This is a genomic window from Inquilinus sp. NPDC058860, assembly GCF_042743185.1.
Lineage (GTDB): Bacteria > Pseudomonadota > Alphaproteobacteria > DSM-16000 > Inquilinaceae > Inquilinus.
The window spans coordinates 14070-33059 of record NZ_JBHYMS010000040.1; the positions used below are offsets into that span (position 1 = coordinate 14070).

Genomic DNA, 18990 nt, shown 5'->3' on the forward strand with positions numbered 1-18990 from the left:
CCGTCCATGACCACCCCCCTGATCGAGATCTGCGTTGAAGGCCTGGACGGGTTTCTGGCGGCCCAGGAGGGCGAGGCCGACCGGGTCGAGCTCTGCGCCAGCCTGATCGAGGGCGGGCTGACCCCCAGCATCGGCACCATCCTGGAGGTGAAGGCCCGCGCCCGCATCCCGTTCCACGTCATCATCCGGCCGCGCGGCGGCGACTTCCTGTACAGCGACACCGAATTCGCCAGCATGCTGGCCGATGTGAAGGCGCTGCGGGAGCTCGGCGTGCCCGGCATCGTCGTCGGCTGCCTGACCCCGGACGGCCGGATCGACGAAGACCGGACGGCGCAGCTGGTGCGCGCGGCGCGGCCGATGAAGGTCACCTGCCACCGCGCCTTCGACATGACCCGCGATCCGGAAGAGGCGCTGGAGGCGCTGATCCGCTGCGGCGTCGACCGGGTGCTGACCTCGGGCCAGCGGCCGGACGCCATGGCCGGCCTTGCCATCCTGAAGCGGGCGGTCGAGCAGGCCGGCGACCGCATCGTCATCATGGGCTGCGGCGACCTGGACGAGGCCAACATCGCCGAGATCCGGCGCGCCACCGGCTTGACGGAGCTGCATTTCGCGGCGCCGCGCAGCGAGCCGAGCGGCATGGTCTACCGCAACCCGGAGATCGGCATGGGCGGCACCGAGCTGGAGCGCGAATACACCAACACCGTCACCGATCCGGAGCGGGTGCGCGCCACCATCCGCGCCGCGCGCGCCTGATGGCGGCGACCGGGCCAGACGCCGACACGATCCTGTCGGTGACCGACCTCAGGACCTGGTTCGACACCGAGGACGGGCCGATCCGCTCGGTCGACGGGGTGACCTTCCACATCCGCCGCGGCGAGACCCTGGCGCTGGTCGGCGAATCCGGCTCGGGCAAGAGCGTCACCAGCCTGTCGCTGATGCGGCTGATCCCGACCCCGCCCGGCCGCATCGCCGGCGGCGAGATGCTGTTCACCGACGGCCAGGGCCGCCGGCACGACCTTACCCGCCTGTCGGAAGCCGAGATGCGCCGCATCCGCGGCAACGACATCGCCATGGTGTTCCAGGAGCCGATGACGTCGCTGAACCCGGTCTACCCGGTCGGCGACCAGATCGCCGAGGCGGTGGCGCTGCACCAGGGCCTGGGCCGGCGCGCGGCGATGGACACCGCGGCGCAGATGCTGGAGCTGGTCGGCATCCCCGCCGCCCGCCGGCGCCTCAAGGACTATCCGCACCAGATGTCGGGCGGCATGCGCCAGCGGGTGATGATCGCCATGGCGCTGTGCTGCCGCCCGGCGCTGCTGATCGCCGATGAGCCGACCACGGCGCTCGACGTCACCATCCAGGCCCAGATCCTGGATCTGATGCGCCGGCTGCAGGCCGAGATCGGCATGTCGATCCTGTTCATCACTCACAATCTCGGCGTGGTGGCCGAGATGGCCGACCGCGTCGCCGTGATGTATGGCGGAAGGGTGGTCGAGGAGGCCGGCGTGGTCGAGATCTTCAAGTCGCCGCGCCACCCCTACACCATCGGCCTCCTGAACAGCGTGCCGCACACCGACTACGCGGCGCTGGATCGCGGCGAGGCGCGGCGGCTGGAGGCGATCCCCGGCAACGTGCCGAGCCCGCGCAAGCTGCCGCCCGGCTGCACCTTCGCGCCGCGCTGCCGCCACGCGGTCGAGGCCTGCGCCGCCGCCGTGCCGCCGCTGGCCGACACCGGCGGCGGGCACATGTCGCGCTGCCTCCGCTGGAGCGAGCTGGCATGAGCGCCGTCGTGGCTGATCGCCTCAGCACCATCGCCCTGCCGACGCCGGGCGAGACGCTGCTCGAGGTCGACGGGCTGCGCACCTGGTTCCCGGTCGGCGGCGGGCTGTTCGGCGGCAAGAGCCAGCATGTCCGCGCGGTCGAGGATGTGTCCTTCAGCCTGAGGCGGGGCGAGGTGGTCGGGCTGGTCGGCGAATCCGGCTCGGGCAAGACCACGGTCGGCCGGTCGATCCTGCGCCTGGCCGAGCCGACGGCGGGGGCGGTGCGCTTCGCCGGCACCGACATCCTCAAGCTCTCACGCGCGGCCTTCCAGGCCTATCGGCGCGAGATGCAGATCGTCTTCCAGGACCCCTATGCCAGCCTGAATCCGCGGATGACCGTGGGCGAGATCGTCGGCGAGGCGCTGACCATCCACGGCCTGTCCCGCGGCCGGCAACGGCCGGAGCGGATCGCCGAACTGCTGCGCCGGGTGGGCCTGCGGCCGGACGCGATCGCCCGCTACCCGCACGAATTCTCCGGCGGCCAGCGCCAGCGCATCGGCATCGCCCGGGCGCTCGCGGTCGAGCCCAGCTTCATCGTGGCGGACGAGCCGGTCTCGGCCCTCGACGTCTCGATCCAGGCCCAGGTGGTGAACCTTATCCAGGACCTGCAGCGCGACCTGGGCCTGACCATGCTGTTCATCGCCCACGACCTGTCGGTGGTCGAGTATCTCTGCGACCGCGTGATCGTGATGTATCTCGGACGGATCATGGAATCGGCGCCGGCCCGGTCGCTCTACACCGCGCCGCGCCACCCCTACACAAGGGCGCTGCTCTCCGCCGCGCCGGTACCGGACCCGACGGTGCGGCGCGAACGCATCCTGCTGCAGGGCGACATCCCCAGCCCGATCAGCCCGCCCGGCGGCTGCGTCTTCCGCACCCGCTGCCCGCATGCTCTGCCGGACTGCGCGACTGCGGTGCCGCCGCTGCGCGAGGTCGCGCCGGGACACGTCAAGGCCTGCATCCGGGACGATCTGTAGCCCGCGCCATTTGAACACGGTCCGCACCGTACTAGATTCGCCTCAGCGAAGCGGCGAAAGGGCGGTTGATGAACCGCAACACGGCGGAGCGTTGGGGTCGGGTCAGCATTGCCCTGCACTGGACGATCGCGGCCCTGATCCTGCTGGTGCAGGTTCCGGCCGGCCTGACGATGAACCGGGTCGGGCCGGGTCTGCTGCAGAACATCCTCTACGACACGCACAAGATGACCGGGCTGACCATGTTCGCGCTGGCGGTCGTCCGGCTTCTCTGGCGCTGGGCCAATCCGGTCCCCGTGCTGCCCGCGGACCTGCCGCCCTGGCAGGCCGCGGTGGCGCGCCTGACGCATGGGCTGCTGTACCTGCTGATCCTGGCGATGCCGGTCAGCGGCTTCCTCTACACGGCCATGGACGGGTTTCCGGTGCCGCTGTTCTACCTGGCCAATCTCGCGGAGCTGGTGCCGGTGAACAAGCCGGCCGCGGCGGTGGCCAAGGCGGTGCACCTCAACCTGATCTGGGTCCTGCTCGCCGTCGTCGTGCTGCATGTCGCCGCGGCGCTGCACCACCACCTGGTCCGCCGCGACGGAATCCTGCGGCGCATGCTGTCCTCGAAGGCGCGCCTGCCGGCCGGCGAGGCGCGATCCTGAACGGCCGTCGTCCTCTCCGTCTCGCCACCTGGATGTGCCTCCTGGGCGTTGGGGCGGCCCTGGCCGCCGCAGCCGCAGCCCTGGCTGGGGCCAGCCCGGTCGCCGTGCCCTTCCTGGTCGCGACGGTCCTGGCCTATGCCGGCGTCTCGGCCGTGATCGTCCTGACGATCGAAGGCCGGCACCCCCATCCGCGGTTCGGCGCGGCCAATCTGACGACGCTGATGCGACTGGGCATCGCGGCGATCTTCGCCGGCGTCGTCGTGGAAGGGCTGCTCGACCGCAGCCGGATCTCGGCCGGTGTCGCCTGGACCTGTGCCGCCCTGCTGCTGGTCGCGCTGGTGCTGGATGGGGTCGACGGCCTGCTGGCCCGCCGGCAGGCCCTGGCGTCGCGGTTCGGGGCGCGGTTCGACATGGAGGTCGACGCGCTGACGATCCTGCTCCTCTCGATCCTGGCGATCCTGCTGGGAAAGGCGGGCGGCTGGGTCGCGCTGATCGGCCTGATGCGCTACGCCTTCGTGGCCGCGGCCCTCATCCGGCCGGCCCTGGCCGCGCCGCTGCCGCCGTCGCTGCGCCGGAAGGCCGTCTGCGTCGTCCAATACGCCGCGCTGCTGGTCATGCTGCTGCCGATTGCGCACCCCCCGGCGACGACAGCCGTCGCAGCGGTCGCGCTCGCGGCCCTGGCCTGGTCCTTCGCCGTCGACATCGGATGGCTATTGCGGCGCGGCGTGCGGCCGGCGACCTGATCAGAGGGTCGCCAGAAGATCCACATGCCCGACCAGACAGCGCCCGTCCGCCGCCCGGGCTTGGCGGAAGGCCAGCCAGTCTTCGACCTCCGCCCTGGCGATGCCGCCCCATCCGGCGGCCACTTCGGCAATCCCGGGCAGGAGCGCGGCGACCAGTTCGGCGTCGCCCGGGCCGAGGCGCCACGGGCTCTCTTCGACCCGGACCCTGAAGCCCTGGGACTGCAAGGCCGCGGCCAGGGCCTTCGCCCCATCGGGACCCAGCGCCGGACCGAACCCTTTGTCGGTCCGCTGGTGGGCGTTCAGGGCCGCGACCATCGCCCCGTCGCCGGGATGCGCCGGATCGAAGGACAGCCGCCCGTCATAGGACAGCGTGGCATAGAGCGGGCATCGGTGGGCCGCCAGCGCATCCGCCAGGCGCTCGATCCACGCCTCGGACACCAGATCCAGCAGCGCCGACGCGGTGACCAGCGAGGCCCCCTCGACCGGCGGGTCCTCGCGGGCCAGCTCGCAAAGGGTCGTCTCACCGCCGGTTCTCCGTCCGCCCTCGCGCAGCACCGCCGCGTCATGATCGACCAGCCGCCAACGGACGGAGGGGAAGAGATGGGGCTGCAGCGCCCGGACCGTCGATCCGGTGCCGCAGCCCAGATCGACGATCAGCCCGCCGGCCCCGACGAGGGCCGCGGCGGCGCTGCGCAGTGCGGGGTTTCGGGCGGCGTGGTCCGCAGGCTCGCGCAGGTCGAGCCAGGCGATCGGGAAGGACAAGGGGCGGCGGCCCTCGCCGTGCTCAGCCCCCGCTCTGGCTCCACGGCCCATGATGCTGGCCCTCGGCGTCGATGCGGCCGAAGCCGTGGGCGCCGAAGAAGTCGCGCTGGCCCTGGGTCAGGTCGGCGGTCGAGCGCGGCTGGCGCAGCGCCAGCCAGCGCGAGGTCGCGGCCGACAGGGCCGGCACCGCATGGCCGTGGCGGAAGGCCTCGGCCACCACCTCCGGCAGCGCACCGGCGGCGCCCTCGAACAGCGGCGTCAGGCCCGGGGCCAGCACCAGGGATTCGATGTCCGGCGTCTGGTCGTAGGCCGAGGCGATGCGGTCCAAGAGGGTCGAGCGGATGATGCAGCCGGCGCGCCAGATCCGGGCGACCTCGGCCAGCGGCAGCTTCCAGCCATATTCGCGCGAGGCCGCCGACATGATGGCGAAGCCCTCGGTGTAGGCCAGGATCTTGCCGGCCAAGAGGGCCTTCTCCAGCAGGTCGATCGCCGCCTCGCGGCTGCCGCCCAGCGTCAGCTTCTGCGCCGCGCCCGGAAAGCGCTCCGACAGGGTCTTGCGCAGGGCGCGCTCGGCCGAGACGCCGCGCGCCTCCACAGCCGCGGTGATCGAGGAGGCGGGGGCGCCGAGCGCCAGCGCCTCGATCGCCGACCAGCGGCCGGTGCCCTTCTGGCCGGCGCTGTCGACGATGACGTCGACCAGCGGCTTGCCGGTCTTGGGATCGGTGGTCTTCAGCACCGTGGCGGTGATGTCAACGAGGTAGGAGGACAGCGGGCCCTTCGACCAGCGCCCGAACACGTCGCCGATCTCGGCCGGGGTCAGGCCCAGGCCGCGGCGCAGCAGGCCGTAGACCTCGCCGATCATCTGCATGTCGGCATATTCGATGCCGTTGTGGATGGTCTTGACGAAATGGCCGGCGCCGTCGGTGCCCAGCAAGGCGCAGCACGGCGTGCCCTCGAACTTGGCGGCGATGGCGTCGAAGATCTTCTCGACCCGGCCGTAGACCTCGGGCTTGCCGCCGACCATGATCGACGGGCCGTGGCGCGCCCCTTCCTCGCCGCCCGACACGCCGACGCCGAGATAGGCGAGGCCCGCCTTGTCCATGGCGCTCTCGCGCCGCACCGTGTCGTGGAAATTGGCGTTGCCGGCGTCGATCAGGGCGTCGCCCTTGTCCAGCAGCGGCTGCAGCCGGGCGGCGGTCTCGTCGACGGCGGCGCCGGCCTGCACCATCAGCAGGATGGCGCGGGGTTTACGCACCGCCGCCACCAGCTCCTCCGGCGTATGACAGGGGACCAGGCGGTCGGCCAGCGGGCCGGCCAGGGCCATCGCCTCGTCGGTCCTCTCGGTGCTGCGGTTGTAGAGCGCGACCCGGAAGCCCTTCTCCGCCATGTTGAAGGCGAGGTTCCGGCCCATGACGGCCAAGCCGACGACTGCGATATCCGCGCCGCTCATCTGATGCCTCTTCTCTGTCCGCTGATGACCAGACGGCCGATCGATGAGGCTATCGATAGTAGCCGATGACGTGCTTGTCCATGCCGGCGGCTAGGTTGTCAGACAAGATGCCGGCGCAGCGCCGTGACCACGTCGTCGCGGGCCTCGCGGGCGCGGGACAGCAGGCGGGTCTGGGCCAGGAAGCCGTGCGGCATGTCGGGATAGACCTTGAGGCTGTGCGGCGCGTCGATCCGGGTCAGCCGCTGGTCCAGGGCGAGCGTGTCGTCGAGCAGCGGGTCCAGCGCGGCGGCGAGCAGCAGCAGCGGCGGCAGCCCGCCGAGATCGGCGGTCAGCGGCGCCGCCTGGGGATCGTTGCGCAGCGCCGGGTCGGGCAGGTACTGGGCCCAGAACCAGTCCAGCTTGGCGGTCGACAGGCCATAGCGGCCGTCGCCGAAATCGCGGTGCGACGGCGTGCCGTGGTCGGCCGACAGCATGCCGTAGACGATCGCGCCGAAGCGCGGCAGCGGCTCGCCCAGGTCGCGCAGCCGCAGCAGCGTGGCCAGCGCCAAGTTGCCGCCGGCGGAATCGCCGCCGATGCCGATCCGCCCGGCATCGATGCCCAGCGCCGCCGCGTTGGCGCGCAGCCAGCGCAACACGCCGACCGTCTGGTCGCGTGCGGTCGGGAACTTGTGCTCGGGCGCCAGGGCGTAGTCGAGGCCGACCACCACCACCCGGGCGTCGCGCGCCACCTCGCGTTTCCAGCGGTCCAGCGAGTCGATGCCGCCCAGGGCGAAGCCGCCGCCATGGGCGTGCAGATAGGCCGGCAGCGGCCCGGCTGCGTTGTCCGGATAGTACAGCCGCACCCGCACCGGCACCGGCAGGTCGAGGACATGCTCCTCGACCCGGGCCAGCGGCGGGGCGTCCTGGTTCAGGAAGGCCTGCAGGGTCAGGGCGTGGCCGCGGGCCACCACCACCGGCGTCGCCAGCACATCGGCCTGGACGATGCCGCTCTCGCGCAGCAGCGCCTGGGCGGCGATGAATTCGGGGGCGAGGCCCGGCGGGGTCAGGGCATCCGGCATGTCGTGACCTCGATCGTCAGCGGGGCAGGGGGCGCCGGACGAAGGCCCGGACCCGATCCAGCAGGCGTGGCCCGGCCGGCCGCGTCCGGCGCGGCGGCTCGGCTCGCTCTTCGGGCCCTTCGGGCAACCTGCTCTCCAGCGTGTGGATCAGCCAACCGATCGTGTCCATGGGCCCTCCGCTCCGAAAGAGGTCAGAAATTCTCGACCCAGGGCCGCAGCTCGATCTCCCAGCTCCAGGCGCTGCGCGGCTGGCGCAGCAGGTCGAGATAGCTCTGGGCGATGGCGTCGGGGTCGAGAGTGCTGTCCGGCTTGGCGGGCGGGTCCTCGCGCCCGGCCTCGCGGATCTGGCCGTCGATCACGACATGGGCGACATGGATGCCCTGCGGCGCCAGCTCCCGCGCCATGCTCTGGGCCAGGCCGCGCAGCGCGAACTTGCCCATGGCGAAGGGGGCGGAGCGGGCATAGCCCTTGACGCTGGCCGAGGCGCCGGTGAACAGGATGGCGCCGCGGCCCTTCGCCAGCATCCGCCGGGCCGCCTGCTGCCCGACCAGGAAGCCGCCGAAGGCCGACACCGCCAGCACCCGCTGCACCTCGGCCGGGTTCAAATCGGCCAGAGGGCCGCGCAGCCGGGCGCTGGCGTTGTAGACCACCACGTCCGGATCGCCGCCGAAGCGCTGCTGCACCGCGTCGAACAGCCCGGCCACCGCCTGGGCGTCCGACGCGTCGGCGGCGAAGGCAGCGGCGCCGGTCTCCTCCAGCAGCGGCTTCAGCTTGTCGGTATTGCGCGCGGCGACGGCGACGCGCATGCCCTGGCGGCTCAGCAGCCGGGTCAGCGAGGCGCTGAGCCCGCTGCCGGTGCCGACGATCAGGGCGGTCTTGTAGCTCTCGCGGCTCATGGCTGTCCTCAGGACCGGGTTGGCTGCGCCGGGTGCGCCCCTGTCCTATCATGTCGTCGGCAGGTTCCCCAGCCGCAAGGCGTGCGTCAGCCCGGCCGGCGGATCGCGCCATAGGCGCCGCGCCAGTACAGCAGCGGATCGGTGCCGGGTGCGCCCCGGGCGTCGCCGGCTCCGTGCAGCGCCTGCACCCGGCCGATCAGGATATCGTGGGAGTGGCGCTGGATCCGTTCCTCCAGCGTGCAGTCGAAGGCGACCAGCGCATCGGCCAGGATCGGCGCGCCGCTGGCCAGCCGGATCCAGCGGGCGCCGGCGAAGCGCGCCTCGCCCTTCTCGCCGTTGCGGCCGGCGAAGCGGTCGGCGATCGGCTGCTGCGACGCCGCCAGCACGTTGATGCCGAAATGCGCGTGCCGCACCAAAAGCGGCCAGGCCGAGGCCGAGCGGTTGACGCAGACCAGAACGGTCGGCGGGTCGGCCGACAGCGACACCACCGAGGTCGCGGTCAGGCCGTTGCGCTCCGCCCCCAGCCCGGCGGTGACGATGCTGACCGCCCCGGCCAGGTGGCGCATGGCGCCGCGGAAGGCGTCGTTGGTCACCGGCGGCCGCGGCTCCTCCAGCGGCTCCAGGCCGGCGGCGGCGAAGGCGAGAAGGCTGTCGAGGCTCATTTCTTCGCCAGCTCCGCCAGCACCGGGTCGTTGAACGAGCGGTCGAGCACGGTGCCTGCGTCCAGCTGGGTCTGGATCAGCCCGGCGCGGAGATAGAGGTCGATGGTCTTCTGCTCGTCCGCCACCACGGCGCCGTCGATCGCCACCGGCCGCACGGCCTGGCGCGACAGGTACTGCAGCGCCACCTCCTGCGGCAGGCCGACCAGCTTGCTCCAGATCTCGGCATAGGCCGGATAGTTGCTGGTGCCCCAGTTGCGGGCCTTCGCCAGCCGGCCGACGAAATCCTGCAGCGCCGCGCGCTTGGCCTCGATCGCATCCGGCCGGGCGACCAGGAAGCTCAGGCCCGGCGTGATGCCGATGCCGGTGACGACGCGACGGGCGCCCTCCTGCAGCTCCAACTGCGAGGTATAGGGCTCCCAGGTCGACCAGCCGTCGATGGCGCCGCTTGACAGGGCGGCCTTGGCCTCGGCCGGCAGCAGGAAGACGATGGTGACCGCGTCCGGCTGCAGCCCGGCCTGCTCCAGCGCCGCCAGGATCAGCTGGTGGCCGATCGAGCCGCGGCCGGTGCCGACGGTCTTGCCGACCAGGTCCTGCAGGCCCTGCACCGGCGAGTCCTTGGGCACGACGATGGCCAGGCCGTCCTGCTTCGACCGGATCGCCGCGATCGCCTTCACCGGCACCCCCGCGGCGGCGGCGAAGGTGAAGGGCGCGTCGCCGACGCTGCCGGCATCGATGGCGTCGGCGTTCAGCGCCTCCAGCAGCGGGGCTGCGGCCGGGAACTCGCTCCATTCGACCCGATAGGGCAGGTCGGACAGCACGCCGGCCGCCTCCATCACCGACCGGGCGTTGCCCTTCTGGTCGCCGACCCGCAGCACGGTCTCGGCGCTGGCCGCGCCGGTGACCGCCAGGGCCAGGGCGAGCCCGGCCAGGATGCTCTTCATCATGGAGCCTCGTCTCACTCGGCCGCCGTCGCATTGGCCCGGGCACGCTCGGCGACCAGCTTGCGGGTCAGCGGGATCAGCTCGCGGCCATAGTCGATGGCGTCGTCCAGCGGGTCGAAGCCGCGGATCAGGAAGGTGGTGACGCCGAGGTCGTAATAGTCCAGCAGCGCGTCGGCCACCTGCTCCGGCGTGCCGACCAGGGCGGTCGAGTTGCCCTTGGCGCCGGTCAGGGCGGCGATGCCGGTCCACAGCCGCTTGTCCAGCCGCGGGCCCTGTGCGGCCGCGGCCAGCAGGCGTTGCGACCCGGAATTGGCGGGCTCGGCGGTGCGTTTGTAGCCGGTCTTGTCCTGCACCGCGCGCGCCTGCTCCAGGATCGCATCGGCGCGGGCCCAGGCCTTTTCCTCGGTCTCGGCCAGGATCGGCCGCAGCGACAGGCTGAAGCGCGGCTGCCGCCCGTGCTTCGCCGCCGCGGCCCGCACCCGTCCGGTCAGCTCGCGCACCTGGGCGTGGGTCTCGCCCCACAGCGCATAGATGTCGGCATGCCGGCCGGCCACCGCGATGGCGGCGTCCGAGGCGCCGCCGAAATAGACCGGGATGTGCGGCGGCCGCACCGACTTGACGGTCGAGAAGCCGCGCTCGAAGCGGTAATGCGGGCCCTCATGGTCGAAGGGCGTGTCGCTGGTCCAGATCCTGCGCAGGATGCCGAGATACTCGTCGGTGCGGGCGTAGCGCTCGTCCTTGGTCAGGAAGTCGCCGTCCTGGCGCAGCTCGGCGTCGTCGCCGCCGGTGATGATGTGCACGGCGACGCGGCCGCCGGTCAGCTGGTCCAGCGTCGCGAACTGCCGCGCCGCCAGCGTCGGGGCGGTGAAGCCGGGCCGGTGGGCGATCATCACGCCCAGCGTCTCGGTCACCGACGCGGCATGGCCGGCGATCAGGATGCTTTCCGGCGAGGTCGAGTGAAAGGCGACCAGGGCGCGGTCGAAGCCGGCGGCCTCGTGCGCCCGGGCGACGGTCTCGATATAGGGCACGTCGATCACCGGCCCGCTGGCGGGGCGGGTCTCGGAGAAGTCGCGGGTGCCGATGTAACCGATGAATTCGACGCTCATGGCGAAATCCTCGAAGCGATGTCAAAGACCCAGGGCGAGGCGCCCCGCGGCGAGGCGAATGGAGTCGTCCTGCGGCGTGTGGATGCGGGCGCACAGCACGTCGCGGTAATGCCGCTCCAGCGGGTTGGCGCGGGCCAGGCCGGGATTGCCGGTCAGCCGCACCGCGGCCTCGACCGCGGCGATGGCGTTGCCGGTGACGGTCAGCTTGACGATGCCGCTCTCATTCGGCGTCGGGGGCCGGCCGTCGTCGACGTCGCGGGCGGCGCTGGCGAGCAGGCGGGCGTTGACGGCCAGCCGGGCCTCGATCTCGCCAACCGCGTCCTGCATCCGCGGCAGGGTGGACAAGGGCGCGCCGAGATTGGCCGGGGCCCGGGTCTTCAGGAAGCTCACGAACCAGTCGCGGGCGGCCCGGGCGATGCCGTCATAGAGCGCGCCGATCAGCACCGCGCCCCAGGCCGACTTCACCGGCTCCGGCATGCGCCAGGTCTCGGGCGGGCGCAGGTCGACCGAGTGATCCAGCGGCACCGCCACGTCCTGCAGGATCACGTCGTGGCTGTTGGTGGCGCGCATGCCGAGCTGGTCCCAGCTCTCGACAACCTGGATTCCGGGCGCCGATGCGGGCACCAGGATGGTGCCGATGCGCGGCTCGGCCTCGTCGGTCACGGCCCAGACCGCCAGCCAGGACAGGACCGGGATGCCGGTCGAGAAGATCTTGTGGCCGGAGACGCGCCAGCCCTCCGGTGTGCGCCGTGCCACCGTCGCCGGCAGCCCACCGCGGGCCGGGGTGCCCAACTCCGGCTCGACCCGCAGCGCGTTGATCAGCGACACGCCGGCGGCGGCCTCGCGGCCCAGCCGCTCGGCCAGATGCGCCGGCCAGCCGCGCTCCTCCATCGAGGCGTGCTGCAGATACTGCATCGACAGCACCAGCGCGGTGGACGGCTCGCCCCGGGCGACGCCGCCGATCACCGTGGCCGCGTCCTGCAGCCCGCCGCCCAGCCCGCCGAAGCGCCGCGGCGTGACCAGGGCCAGCAGCCCGGCCTCGGCCAGCCGGTCGAAATTGGCGAAGGGGAAGGCGCCGCTGCGGTCGTGCTCCGCCGCCGTCCGGGCGAACTCCGCGGCCAGGACGGCCACGGTCTCCGCCAGGGTCGGCGGCGCCCCGGCACTATGCAGGGGGACGCTGCGCAGCGGCTGGTCGGACCGGGCCAAGACCATGGCCTCAGGCCCCGGCCGGGGCGGGAACCGCATGGCCGGCAGGCACGGGCCGGCCGGCGGGGCGATGGGCGGCCGGGGCAGCCTCGCCCTCGAACTCGTCGACGCCGAGATCGGCCAGCAGCTTGGCCCGCAGGCGGATGAAGCCGGGGTCGCCGTGGCGGCGCGGCCGGTCCAGCGCGACCGGGATGTCGGTGGCGATCCGGCCCTCGGCCAGCACCAGAACCCGGTCGGCCAGCAAGAGGGCCTCGTCGACGTCGTGGGTGACCAGCAGCACCGCCGGGCGGTGCGCCTGCCACAGCGACCCGACCAGCCCCTGCATCTTCATCCGGGTCAGGGCGTCCAGCGCCGCGAAGGGCTCGTCCAGCAGCAAGAGGCGCGGCTCGCGCACCAGCGCCCGGGCCAGGGCCGTGCGCTGGGCCTCGCCGCCCGACAGGGTCAGCGGCCAGGCGTCGATCCGGTGCGACAGCCCGACCTCCTGCAGCGCCGCGACGGCACGGTCGCGCGCATCCGATCCCTTCAGGCCCAGCGCGACGTTGCGCCAGACGCTCTTCCACGGCAGCAGCCGCGGCTCCTGGAACACCACGGTGCGCTCCGACGGCACGGTGACGGTGCCGGCCGGGGCGGGGTCCAGCCCCGCCAGGGTGCGCAGCAGCGTCGACTTGCCGGAGCCGCTGCGGCCCAAGAGAGCGACGAAGGCGCCGTCGGCGATGTCGAGGTCGAGATGGTCGAGGATGTTCGGGCCGCCGAAGGACCGGGTCAGGCCGCGGATGCGGACCACGTCGGGACGAACGGCGGCGTCTTCGGTGTCGGCCCGGTGGCGGGCGGCGGAGAGGGGCACGGGGCGCATCCTTTACGAAGCTCAGGCCTTCACGAAGCTGGGGCGCCAGCGCAGCACGCTGCGCTCGATCCCGCGGACGAGCTGGTCGGCGCCGAGGCCGAGCAGGGCGTAGACGATCAGGCCGACGAAGATGATGTCGGTGCGCAGGAAGTCGCGCGCGGTCATCACCAGGTAGCCGATGCCGCTGGAGGCGTTGATCTGCTCGCCGATCACCAGGCTGAGCCAGGCGGAGCCGAGCGAGTAGCGCAGGCCGACCAGGGCGGAGGGCAGGGCGCCCGGCAGGATCACCTGCCGGATCAGCTCGCGCTGCGACAGGCCGAACACGCTGGCGGCCTCGACCAGCTTGGCGTCGACGCCGCGGATGCCGGCGAACAGCGTCAGGTAGATCGGGAAGGCGGAGCCGAGCGCGACCAGCGCGATCTTCGGCGTCTCGCCGATGCCGAACCACAGGATGAACAGCGGCACCAGCGCCAGGAAGGGCAGGGTGCGCAGCATCTGCATGGTGGCGTCGACCAGATCCTCGCCGCGCCGCGACAGCCCGGCGACCAGCGCCAGCGCGGCGCCGGTGGTGACGCCGATGGCGAGGCCGGCGCTGACCCGGCCAAGCGAGACCAGCAGGTGCTGCAGCAGCTCGCCCGAGGCCAGCAGCGTCCAGAAGGTGGCGATGATGGTCGCCGGCGAGGCGATCGACCGGGCCGGGATCAGCCCGGCGGAGGAGCCGGCCTGCCACAGCAGGATGATCACCAGCGGCGGGATGAACCGGCGGAACCGCTCGATCCGGAAGCCGCCGGCAGGCTGGGTCAGCGAAAGGATGGCCAAGACGATGTCCTGTTGCCGGATGCGGAAGGGGCGACAGCGGGTGCCGCTGGTCTGTAGATCATGACCGACGATAATTCTGAGTCAATGTGATTCTGAAATTAATAGCTTAATAAACATGTAATTCTTCAAGAAGCTGATCCGACTGGATTCTCCGGCGGATCCTCACGGCGCAGCCGGCCGGCCGAGCCGCAGCCGCATGGCAGCGATGCCGGATAATTGCACATCGGTAATTTGTTTTGACGTTGCTTTGGCCGGTATGACAATGGCCTTCCACGATCAGCCGCAGCCTGCCGATCAGGGATCGGCCCCGGAGTCGACATGACCAGCCTCAACGGCCGCGTGGCCGAGCACGACATCGATACCCTGTTCCTGCGGCGCTGGTCGCCGCGCGCCTTCACCGAGGAGGCGATTCCGGAATCGGAGCTGCTGCGCTTCTTCGAGGCGGCGCGCTGGGCGCCTTCGGCCTACAACTCACAGCCCTGGCACTTCATCTACGCCCGCCGCGGCACGGCGCGCTGGCCGGTCTTCCTCGACATCCTGAACGAATGGAACCGTGGCTGGGCGCAGCATGCTGCGGCGCTGGTCATCGTCACGTCGAAGACGAAATTCGACCAGCCCGGCAAGGGCGAGACCCCGCTTCTCACCCACTCCTTCGACGCCGGCGCCGCCTGGTCGAACTTCGCGCTGCAGGCCCTGCTGTCCGGCTGGCACACCCACGGCATGTCCGGCTTCGATCGCGACAAGGCGCACAGCCTGCTGGGCCTGCCGGCGGAGTATGGGGCCGACGCGGCCATCGCCATCGGCCGGCTCGGCGACAAGGCGGTCCTGCCGGAGAAGCTGCAGGAGCGTGAAGTGCCCAGCGGCCGCAAGCCCCTGGGCAGCATCGTCTCGGAAGGAGCGTTCCGGGGCGAGTAAGGGTTGGCCGCTGCGCCGGCCCGTCCCCGTTCCTGTCATTGCCGGGCCTGGCCCGGCAATCCAGTCTTTGTCGACAGTCTCTGGATGCCCGGGTCAAGCCCGGGCATGACAAAACCAAATTAACGTAATAATAATGTTCAAAATTTCAGTTTGACTCATATAGATTTGTATATTCACCTGATCCACATCGAAGTTCGGCATTGCCGCGTCCCACGCCCACCGCAAGGATCGCCCGTGCCCATCATCCTGTCGCGCCGCTCGCTGCTGGCCGGCGGCGCCGGTGTCCTGGCGCTCGCCGTGCCCGGCCTCTCCCGTGCCGAGGCCGGCGTCACCCTGCGCGCCGCCAAGTACAAGGGCCGTGAGGACAACCTGCTGCGCGCCGCCGGCCAGCTCGAAACGCCCTACACGCTGACCTTTGGCGAATTCGCCTCCGGCAACGTCATCGTCGAGGCGATGAATGCCGGCGCCATCGATGTCGGGTCGATGAGCGAGATCCCGCCGGTCTTCGCCGCCGCCTCCGGCGCCCGGATCAAAGCGGTCGCGATCATCGCCGACGACGTCAACAACCAGGTCGTCCTGGTGCCGAAGGACAGCCCGATCCGCACGCCTTCCGATCTCGCCGGCAAGCGCGTCGGCTATGTCCGCGCCACCACCACCCAATACTATCTGGCCCGGATCCTGAAGGCGGCCGGCCTGTCCTTTGCCGACGTCACCGGCGTGCCGCTGACCCCGGCCGACGGCCGCGCCGCCTTCGACCAGGGCGCCATCGACGCCTGGGCGATCTACGGCTATTCCGTGCCGATCACCATCGCCGCCTCCGGCGCCCGGGTGCTGGTCACCGCCAACGGCTATCTCTCCGGCAACTACGTCTACGCCGCCCGGGCCGAGGCGCTGGACGACCCGGCACTGTCGGCCGCGATCGGCGACTACCTGCTGCGCATCAAGCGGGCCTGGGCCTGGCAGCAGGCCCATCTCGAGGATTGGGCGACGGTCTTCAGCGAGGCGATCGGCGTGCCGCGCGACATCGTGCTGGGCCAGCTGCGCAACGCCAGCCAGCCCAACGACCTGAAGCCGGTGACTGACGACGCCGTCGCCTCGGTCCAGGCCGTCGCCGACACCTTCATCGAGCTCGGCCTGGTGCCTGGTCCGATCGATGTCGGCCCTTTGTTCGACCGCCGCTACGGCGACCTGCTGGCCAAGAGCGCCTGACCCCTCGCGAGGACCGATCCCATGAGCCAAGCCACCGTCGCCACCCGGGCCCGGGACTTCTTCACCCTGCCGCAGCACGGCTCGCTGGAGGCGGAGCGGCTGCACCGCAAGCAGCGCCTGGCCGCCGCCTTTCGCATCTTTGCTCGCCGAGGCTTCGACCAGGGCCTGGCCGGCCACATCACGGCGCGGGATCCGAAGCTGACCGACCATTTCTGGGTCAACCCGCTGGGCAAGCATTTCGGCCGGATCCGCGTCTCCGACCTGCAACTGGTCAATGAGCACGGCGAGATCGTCGAGGGCAGTCAGCCGATCAACGAGGCCGCCTTCGTCATCCACGCCGCGATCCACAAGGCACGGCCGGACGTGGTGGCCGCCGCCCACACCCATTCGACCTACGGCAAGGCCTGGTCGACGCTCGGCCGGCTGCTCGACCCGATCACCCAGGATTCCTGCAGCTTCTACGGCGACCACGGGCTCTATGGCGAGTTCCACGGCGTGGTGCTGGAGGCGGAGGAGGGCGAGCGCATCGTCCGGGCGCTGGGCAACAGGAAGGCCGTGATCCTGCAGAATCACGGCTTCCTCACCGCCGGCCCGTCGGTCGAAGCGGCCGTGTGGTGGTACATCGCCATGGACAATGCAGCCCACGCCCAGCTGCTGGCCGAGGCCGCGGGCAAGCCGATCGTGCTGGACCCCGAGACCGCGAAGCTCACCTACGACCGGGTCGGCGGCCCGACCGGCGGGGCGCTCAGCTTCAAGCCGCTGTGGGACTGGATCGTCGCGGCCGAGCCCGACCTGCTGGATTGATGCCGATGCGAAAGACCATAGGCCGCCGCGACGTGTCGCGCCTCGCCCTTGCCCTGCCGCTGGCGGCGCTGGCCCGCCCGGGCCGGGCCCAGACAACGGCGCTGCAGGTCGGCGACCAGCTGTTCGGCAATCGCTCGGTGGTCGAGGTCTCGGGCCAGGCCGAGGGCCTGCCCTATGCCATCGACTGGAAGCAGTTCCCGGCCGCCCAGCCGCTGCTGGAGGCGCTGAACGCCGGGGCGCTCGATGTCGGCATGATGGGCGACCTGTCCTTCTTCACGGTCTTCGCCGCCGGGGCGCCGCTGCGCGCCATCGGCGCCTACCGTTCCGACCCGGCGACCCAGGCGATCCTGGTGCGCGAGGACTCGCCGATCCGGGGCGTGCAGGACCTGAAGGGCCGGCGGCTGGCCGGCACCCGCGCCGGCTGGGGCCAGTTCCTGATCCTGGCGACGCTGCAGCGGGCCGGCATCGACCCGTCGGAGGTCGAGATCGTGCTGCTGCCGCCGCCGGAGGCGCGCTCGGCGCTGGCGGCCGGGGCGATCGACGCCTGGGCGGTGTGGGAGCCCTATGTCTCGACCGAGATCCTGGAGCGCGGCGCCCGGGTGGTGGCGGACGGGCGCGGCCTGTCGCCGACCGTCACCTTCGTCGCCGCCCATGTCGACGCGATCGCAGCCAAGCGCGCGGCGCTGCAGGACTTCCTCGGCCGCCTCGCCGCCGGCCGCGCCTGGGTCCGCGCCCATCCGGCCGAATACGCCCGCTACTATGCCGGGCTGTCGAAGATCCCGGAACCGGTGGTGCAGCGCTCGACCGAGCAGCAGCAGGCCGGTTTCATCGCCCTCGACGATGCGGTGGTGGCGGAGCTGCAGCGCGCCGCCGACCTGACGGTGGAGTTCGGCATCCTGCGCGACCGGGTCGACGTCGCGTCCACCATCGACCGCAGCTTCACCGCGGTCTGATCCTCTCCGTCGGGGGGCGGGGGAGGGGAGAAGGGCCCGGCCGGGGGGAACCGGCCGGGCCCTTCCATGCGTTTCTCACCCCTGTGATGCGGTCCAGACGTTGTCCCGCACCGTGATCGCCTCGGGGATCAGGCCAAGCCGGTGGAAGCGGTCGGCGGAAGACTGCTGATTGGCGACGATGGTGTCGTCCAGCGGCAGCACGCCGAAGGCGCCGCGCTGGGCCGCGACCGTCTGGGCGGCGAGGTCGACGCCGGTGACCGCCGCCATCGCCTTGGCCAGCTCGTCGCGGTGGCCGTTGGCCCAGGACGCCGCCTCGGCCAGCGCGTCCAGGACCAGCCGGATGGTCTTCGGATGCGCGTCGGCATAATCGCGATGGGCCAGCAGGAACGGCGCCGCCCGCAGCACCTCGCCGGTCCAGGCGACGACGCGGACGCCGGTGCGCTGCTGTGCCAGCGCCAGGAACGGGTCCCAGATCGTCCAGGCGTCGAACTGGTCGGTGTCGAAGGCGGCGGCGGCGTCGGCCGGGCCCAGATAGACCGGGGTGATGTCGCCGAAGGCGATGCCCGCCTTCTCCAGCGCCGCCGCGGTCAGGTTGTGCGAGCTGGTGCCCTTGGCCAGGCCGATGCGCTTGCCCTTCAGGTCGGCGACGCTGCGGATCGGCGACGCCTCTTTGACGATGATCGCCTCGGCCTGCGGCGACGGCGGGATCGCGGCGACATAGACGAAGGGGATGCCGGCGGCCTGGGCGAAGATCGGCGGGCCGTCGCCGGTGTAGCCGAAATCGAGGCTGCCGGCGTTCAGCGCCTCCAGCAGCGCCGGGCCGGTCGCGAACTCGACCCAGCTGACCTTGACCCCGAGCGGCTCCAGCCTGGCCTCGACCAGCTTCTGCTCCCGGGCGACGACCAGCAGGCCGACCTTCTGGAAGCCGATCCGCAGCTCCTTCGGCGTGTCGTCGGCGAGGGCGGCGGAGGGCAGGGCCGCGAGGGCTCCCGCCCCGGCCAGCAGGGCCGCGAAATCGCGGCGCGACAGCAGCGTCATCGGTTCATCCAATTTTGTGGCGTATATTTACGGCGACAAAACACATACATGAACGGAATGACAAATTTATATACTAAAATTAACTGCTGTTCATCAGCATGCAAATCCCAGGACCGAAGATGCCTTCCCACCGTCATTGCAAG

Annotated in this window: 21 protein-coding genes; 9 read left to right on the forward strand and 12 right to left on the reverse strand. The window is 71.5% G+C overall.

Features of this window, described 5'->3' with window-relative positions; genetic code table 11:
• Window positions 1-6 precede the first annotated feature (6 nt).
• The 5 genes from ACFW16_RS24015 to ACFW16_RS24035 all read left to right on the forward strand — a co-directional run bounded on the left by ACFW16_RS24015 (window position 7) and on the right by ACFW16_RS24035 (window position 4184).
• The gene (locus ACFW16_RS24015) at window positions 7-753 is read left to right on the forward strand and encodes a copper homeostasis protein CutC (RefSeq protein ID WP_380309767.1); all 747 of its coding nucleotides are present in this window, start codon (window positions 7-9) and stop codon (window positions 751-753) included.
• Entirely contained in the window at window positions 753-1781 is a 1029-nt protein-coding gene (locus ACFW16_RS24020) for an ABC transporter ATP-binding protein (RefSeq protein ID WP_380309769.1), read from the forward strand. Before ACFW16_RS24015 ends, ACFW16_RS24020 begins: the two co-directional genes overlap by 1 nt.
• Entirely contained in the window at window positions 1778-2797 is a 1020-nt protein-coding gene (locus ACFW16_RS24025) for an ABC transporter ATP-binding protein (RefSeq protein ID WP_380309771.1), read from the forward strand. The genes ACFW16_RS24020 and ACFW16_RS24025 overlap by 4 nt, the downstream gene beginning before the upstream one ends.
• Window positions 2798-2865: 68 nt before the next feature.
• Window positions 2866-3441 carry a cytochrome b gene (locus tag ACFW16_RS24030; protein ID WP_380309773.1) on the forward strand — a complete coding sequence of 192 codons (576 nt, stop codon included), beginning with the start codon at window positions 2866-2868 and terminating at the stop codon, window positions 3439-3441.
• A 32-nt stretch (window positions 3442-3473) separates the two neighbouring features.
• A complete protein-coding gene (locus ACFW16_RS24035; protein WP_380309775.1) occupies window positions 3474-4184 on the forward strand; it encodes a CDP-alcohol phosphatidyltransferase family protein in 711 nt (236 codons plus the stop codon).
• On the opposite strand, the gene ACFW16_RS24040 is transcribed toward ACFW16_RS24035, so the two are convergent.
• The 11 genes from ACFW16_RS24040 to ACFW16_RS24090 all read right to left on the reverse strand — a co-directional run bounded on the left by ACFW16_RS24040 (window position 4185) and on the right by ACFW16_RS24090 (window position 13928).
• Window positions 4185-4946: a hypothetical protein gene (locus ACFW16_RS24040; protein WP_380309777.1), complete on the reverse strand. Its 762-nt coding sequence runs from the start codon at window positions 4944-4946 to the stop codon at window positions 4185-4187.
• 22 nt (window positions 4947-4968) lie between these two features.
• On the reverse strand, window positions 4969-6396 hold the full coding sequence (gene gndA, locus ACFW16_RS24045; protein ID WP_380309779.1) for an NADP-dependent phosphogluconate dehydrogenase: 1428 nt from the start codon (window positions 6394-6396) through the stop codon (window positions 4969-4971).
• Window positions 6397-6494: 98 nt separating this feature from the next.
• Window positions 6495-7454 (reverse strand): alpha/beta hydrolase fold domain-containing protein, encoded by a 960-nt coding sequence (locus tag ACFW16_RS24050; protein WP_380309781.1) that lies wholly within the window; start codon window positions 7452-7454, stop codon window positions 6495-6497.
• A gap of 16 nt (window positions 7455-7470) precedes the next feature.
• Window positions 7471-7623: a hypothetical protein gene (locus tag ACFW16_RS24055; RefSeq protein WP_380309782.1), complete on the reverse strand. Its 153-nt coding sequence runs from the start codon at window positions 7621-7623 to the stop codon at window positions 7471-7473.
• 22 nt (window positions 7624-7645) lie between these two features.
• Window positions 7646-8350 carry an SDR family NAD(P)-dependent oxidoreductase gene (locus ACFW16_RS24060; RefSeq protein WP_380309784.1) on the reverse strand — a complete coding sequence of 235 codons (705 nt, stop codon included), beginning with the start codon at window positions 8348-8350 and terminating at the stop codon, window positions 7646-7648.
• 86 nt (window positions 8351-8436) lie between these two features.
• Complete coding sequence (locus ACFW16_RS24065; RefSeq protein ID WP_380309786.1) at window positions 8437-9012, reverse strand: flavin reductase family protein; 576 nt, start codon at window positions 9010-9012, stop codon at window positions 8437-8439.
• Entirely contained in the window at window positions 9009-9956 is a 948-nt protein-coding gene (locus ACFW16_RS24070) for an ABC transporter substrate-binding protein (RefSeq protein ID WP_380309788.1), read from the reverse strand. Before ACFW16_RS24070 ends, ACFW16_RS24065 begins: the two co-directional genes overlap by 4 nt.
• An 11-nt stretch (window positions 9957-9967) precedes the next feature.
• Window positions 9968-11059, reverse strand: coding sequence for an LLM class flavin-dependent oxidoreductase (locus ACFW16_RS24075; protein ID WP_380309790.1), 1092 nt, complete (start codon window positions 11057-11059; stop codon window positions 9968-9970).
• A 21-nt stretch (window positions 11060-11080) separates the two neighbouring features.
• Window positions 11081-12271, reverse strand: coding sequence for an acyl-CoA dehydrogenase family protein (locus ACFW16_RS24080; RefSeq protein WP_380309792.1), 1191 nt, complete (start codon window positions 12269-12271; stop codon window positions 11081-11083).
• A 4-nt stretch (window positions 12272-12275) separates the two neighbouring features.
• Window positions 12276-13049, reverse strand: coding sequence for an ABC transporter ATP-binding protein (locus tag ACFW16_RS24085; RefSeq protein WP_380309885.1), 774 nt, complete (start codon window positions 13047-13049; stop codon window positions 12276-12278).
• Between the two features lie 81 nt (window positions 13050-13130).
• Window positions 13131-13928 carry an ABC transporter permease subunit gene (locus ACFW16_RS24090; protein ID WP_380309794.1) on the reverse strand — a complete coding sequence of 266 codons (798 nt, stop codon included), beginning with the start codon at window positions 13926-13928 and terminating at the stop codon, window positions 13131-13133.
• Window positions 13929-14246: 318 nt separating this feature from the next.
• Here ACFW16_RS24090 and ACFW16_RS24095 point away from each other — a divergent pair, with 318 nt between their 5' ends.
• From ACFW16_RS24095 to ACFW16_RS24110, 4 genes are all read left to right on the forward strand, one after another.
• Window positions 14247-14843: a nitroreductase family protein gene (locus ACFW16_RS24095; protein WP_380309796.1), complete on the forward strand. Its 597-nt coding sequence runs from the start codon at window positions 14247-14249 to the stop codon at window positions 14841-14843.
• Between the two features lie 234 nt (window positions 14844-15077).
• On the forward strand, window positions 15078-16052 hold the full coding sequence (locus ACFW16_RS24100) for an ABC transporter substrate-binding protein (RefSeq protein ID WP_380309798.1): 975 nt from the start codon (window positions 15078-15080) through the stop codon (window positions 16050-16052).
• 21 nt (window positions 16053-16073) lie between these two features.
• Window positions 16074-16856: a class II aldolase/adducin family protein gene (locus ACFW16_RS24105; protein ID WP_380309800.1), complete on the forward strand. Its 783-nt coding sequence runs from the start codon at window positions 16074-16076 to the stop codon at window positions 16854-16856.
• 5 nt (window positions 16857-16861) lie between these two features.
• Window positions 16862-17809: an ABC transporter substrate-binding protein gene (locus tag ACFW16_RS24110; RefSeq protein ID WP_380309802.1), complete on the forward strand. Its 948-nt coding sequence runs from the start codon at window positions 16862-16864 to the stop codon at window positions 17807-17809.
• A 75-nt stretch (window positions 17810-17884) separates the two neighbouring features.
• On the opposite strand, the gene ACFW16_RS24115 is transcribed toward ACFW16_RS24110, so the two are convergent.
• Window positions 17885-18847 (reverse strand): aliphatic sulfonate ABC transporter substrate-binding protein, encoded by a 963-nt coding sequence (locus tag ACFW16_RS24115; RefSeq protein ID WP_380309804.1) that lies wholly within the window; start codon window positions 18845-18847, stop codon window positions 17885-17887.
• Between the last annotated feature and the right edge of the window lie 143 nt (window positions 18848-18990).

Excerpts from the sequence above, each read along its gene's own strand:
- ACFW16_RS24055 (WP_380309782.1), bottom strand. The coding sequence starts at position 7,623 with ATGGACACGATCGGTTGGCTGATCCACACGCTGGAGAGCAGGTTGCCC.
- ACFW16_RS24110 (WP_380309802.1), top strand. The coding sequence starts at position 16,862 with ATGCGAAAGACCATAGGCCGCCGCGACGTGTCGCGCCTCGCCCTTGCC.
- ACFW16_RS24035 (WP_380309775.1), top strand. The coding sequence starts at position 3,474 with ATGTGCCTCCTGGGCGTTGGGGCGGCCCTGGCCGCCGCAGCCGCAGCC.
- ACFW16_RS24025 (WP_380309771.1), top strand. The coding sequence starts at position 1,778 with ATGAGCGCCGTCGTGGCTGATCGCCTCAGCACCATCGCCCTGCCGACG.
- gndA (WP_380309779.1), bottom strand. The coding sequence starts at position 6,396 with ATGAGCGGCGCGGATATCGCAGTCGTCGGCTTGGCCGTCATGGGCCGG.
- ACFW16_RS24030 (WP_380309773.1), top strand. The coding sequence starts at position 2,866 with ATGAACCGCAACACGGCGGAGCGTTGGGGTCGGGTCAGCATTGCCCTG.
- ACFW16_RS24070 (WP_380309788.1), bottom strand. The coding sequence starts at position 9,956 with ATGATGAAGAGCATCCTGGCCGGGCTCGCCCTGGCCCTGGCGGTCACC.
- ACFW16_RS24105 (WP_380309800.1), top strand. The coding sequence starts at position 16,074 with ATGAGCCAAGCCACCGTCGCCACCCGGGCCCGGGACTTCTTCACCCTG.
- ACFW16_RS24020 (WP_380309769.1), top strand. The coding sequence starts at position 753 with ATGGCGGCGACCGGGCCAGACGCCGACACGATCCTGTCGGTGACCGAC.
- ACFW16_RS24050 (WP_380309781.1), bottom strand. The coding sequence starts at position 7,454 with ATGCCGGATGCCCTGACCCCGCCGGGCCTCGCCCCCGAATTCATCGCC.
- ACFW16_RS24060 (WP_380309784.1), bottom strand. The coding sequence starts at position 8,350 with ATGAGCCGCGAGAGCTACAAGACCGCCCTGATCGTCGGCACCGGCAGC.
- ACFW16_RS24095 (WP_380309796.1), top strand. The coding sequence starts at position 14,247 with ATGACCAGCCTCAACGGCCGCGTGGCCGAGCACGACATCGATACCCTG.
- ACFW16_RS24115 (WP_380309804.1), bottom strand. The coding sequence starts at position 18,847 with ATGACGCTGCTGTCGCGCCGCGATTTCGCGGCCCTGCTGGCCGGGGCG.
- ACFW16_RS24015 (WP_380309767.1), top strand. The coding sequence starts at position 7 with ATGACCACCCCCCTGATCGAGATCTGCGTTGAAGGCCTGGACGGGTTT.
- ACFW16_RS24065 (WP_380309786.1), bottom strand. The coding sequence starts at position 9,012 with ATGAGCCTCGACAGCCTTCTCGCCTTCGCCGCCGCCGGCCTGGAGCCG.
- ACFW16_RS24080 (WP_380309792.1), bottom strand. The coding sequence starts at position 12,271 with ATGGTCTTGGCCCGGTCCGACCAGCCGCTGCGCAGCGTCCCCCTGCAT.
- ACFW16_RS24075 (WP_380309790.1), bottom strand. The coding sequence starts at position 11,059 with ATGAGCGTCGAATTCATCGGTTACATCGGCACCCGCGACTTCTCCGAG.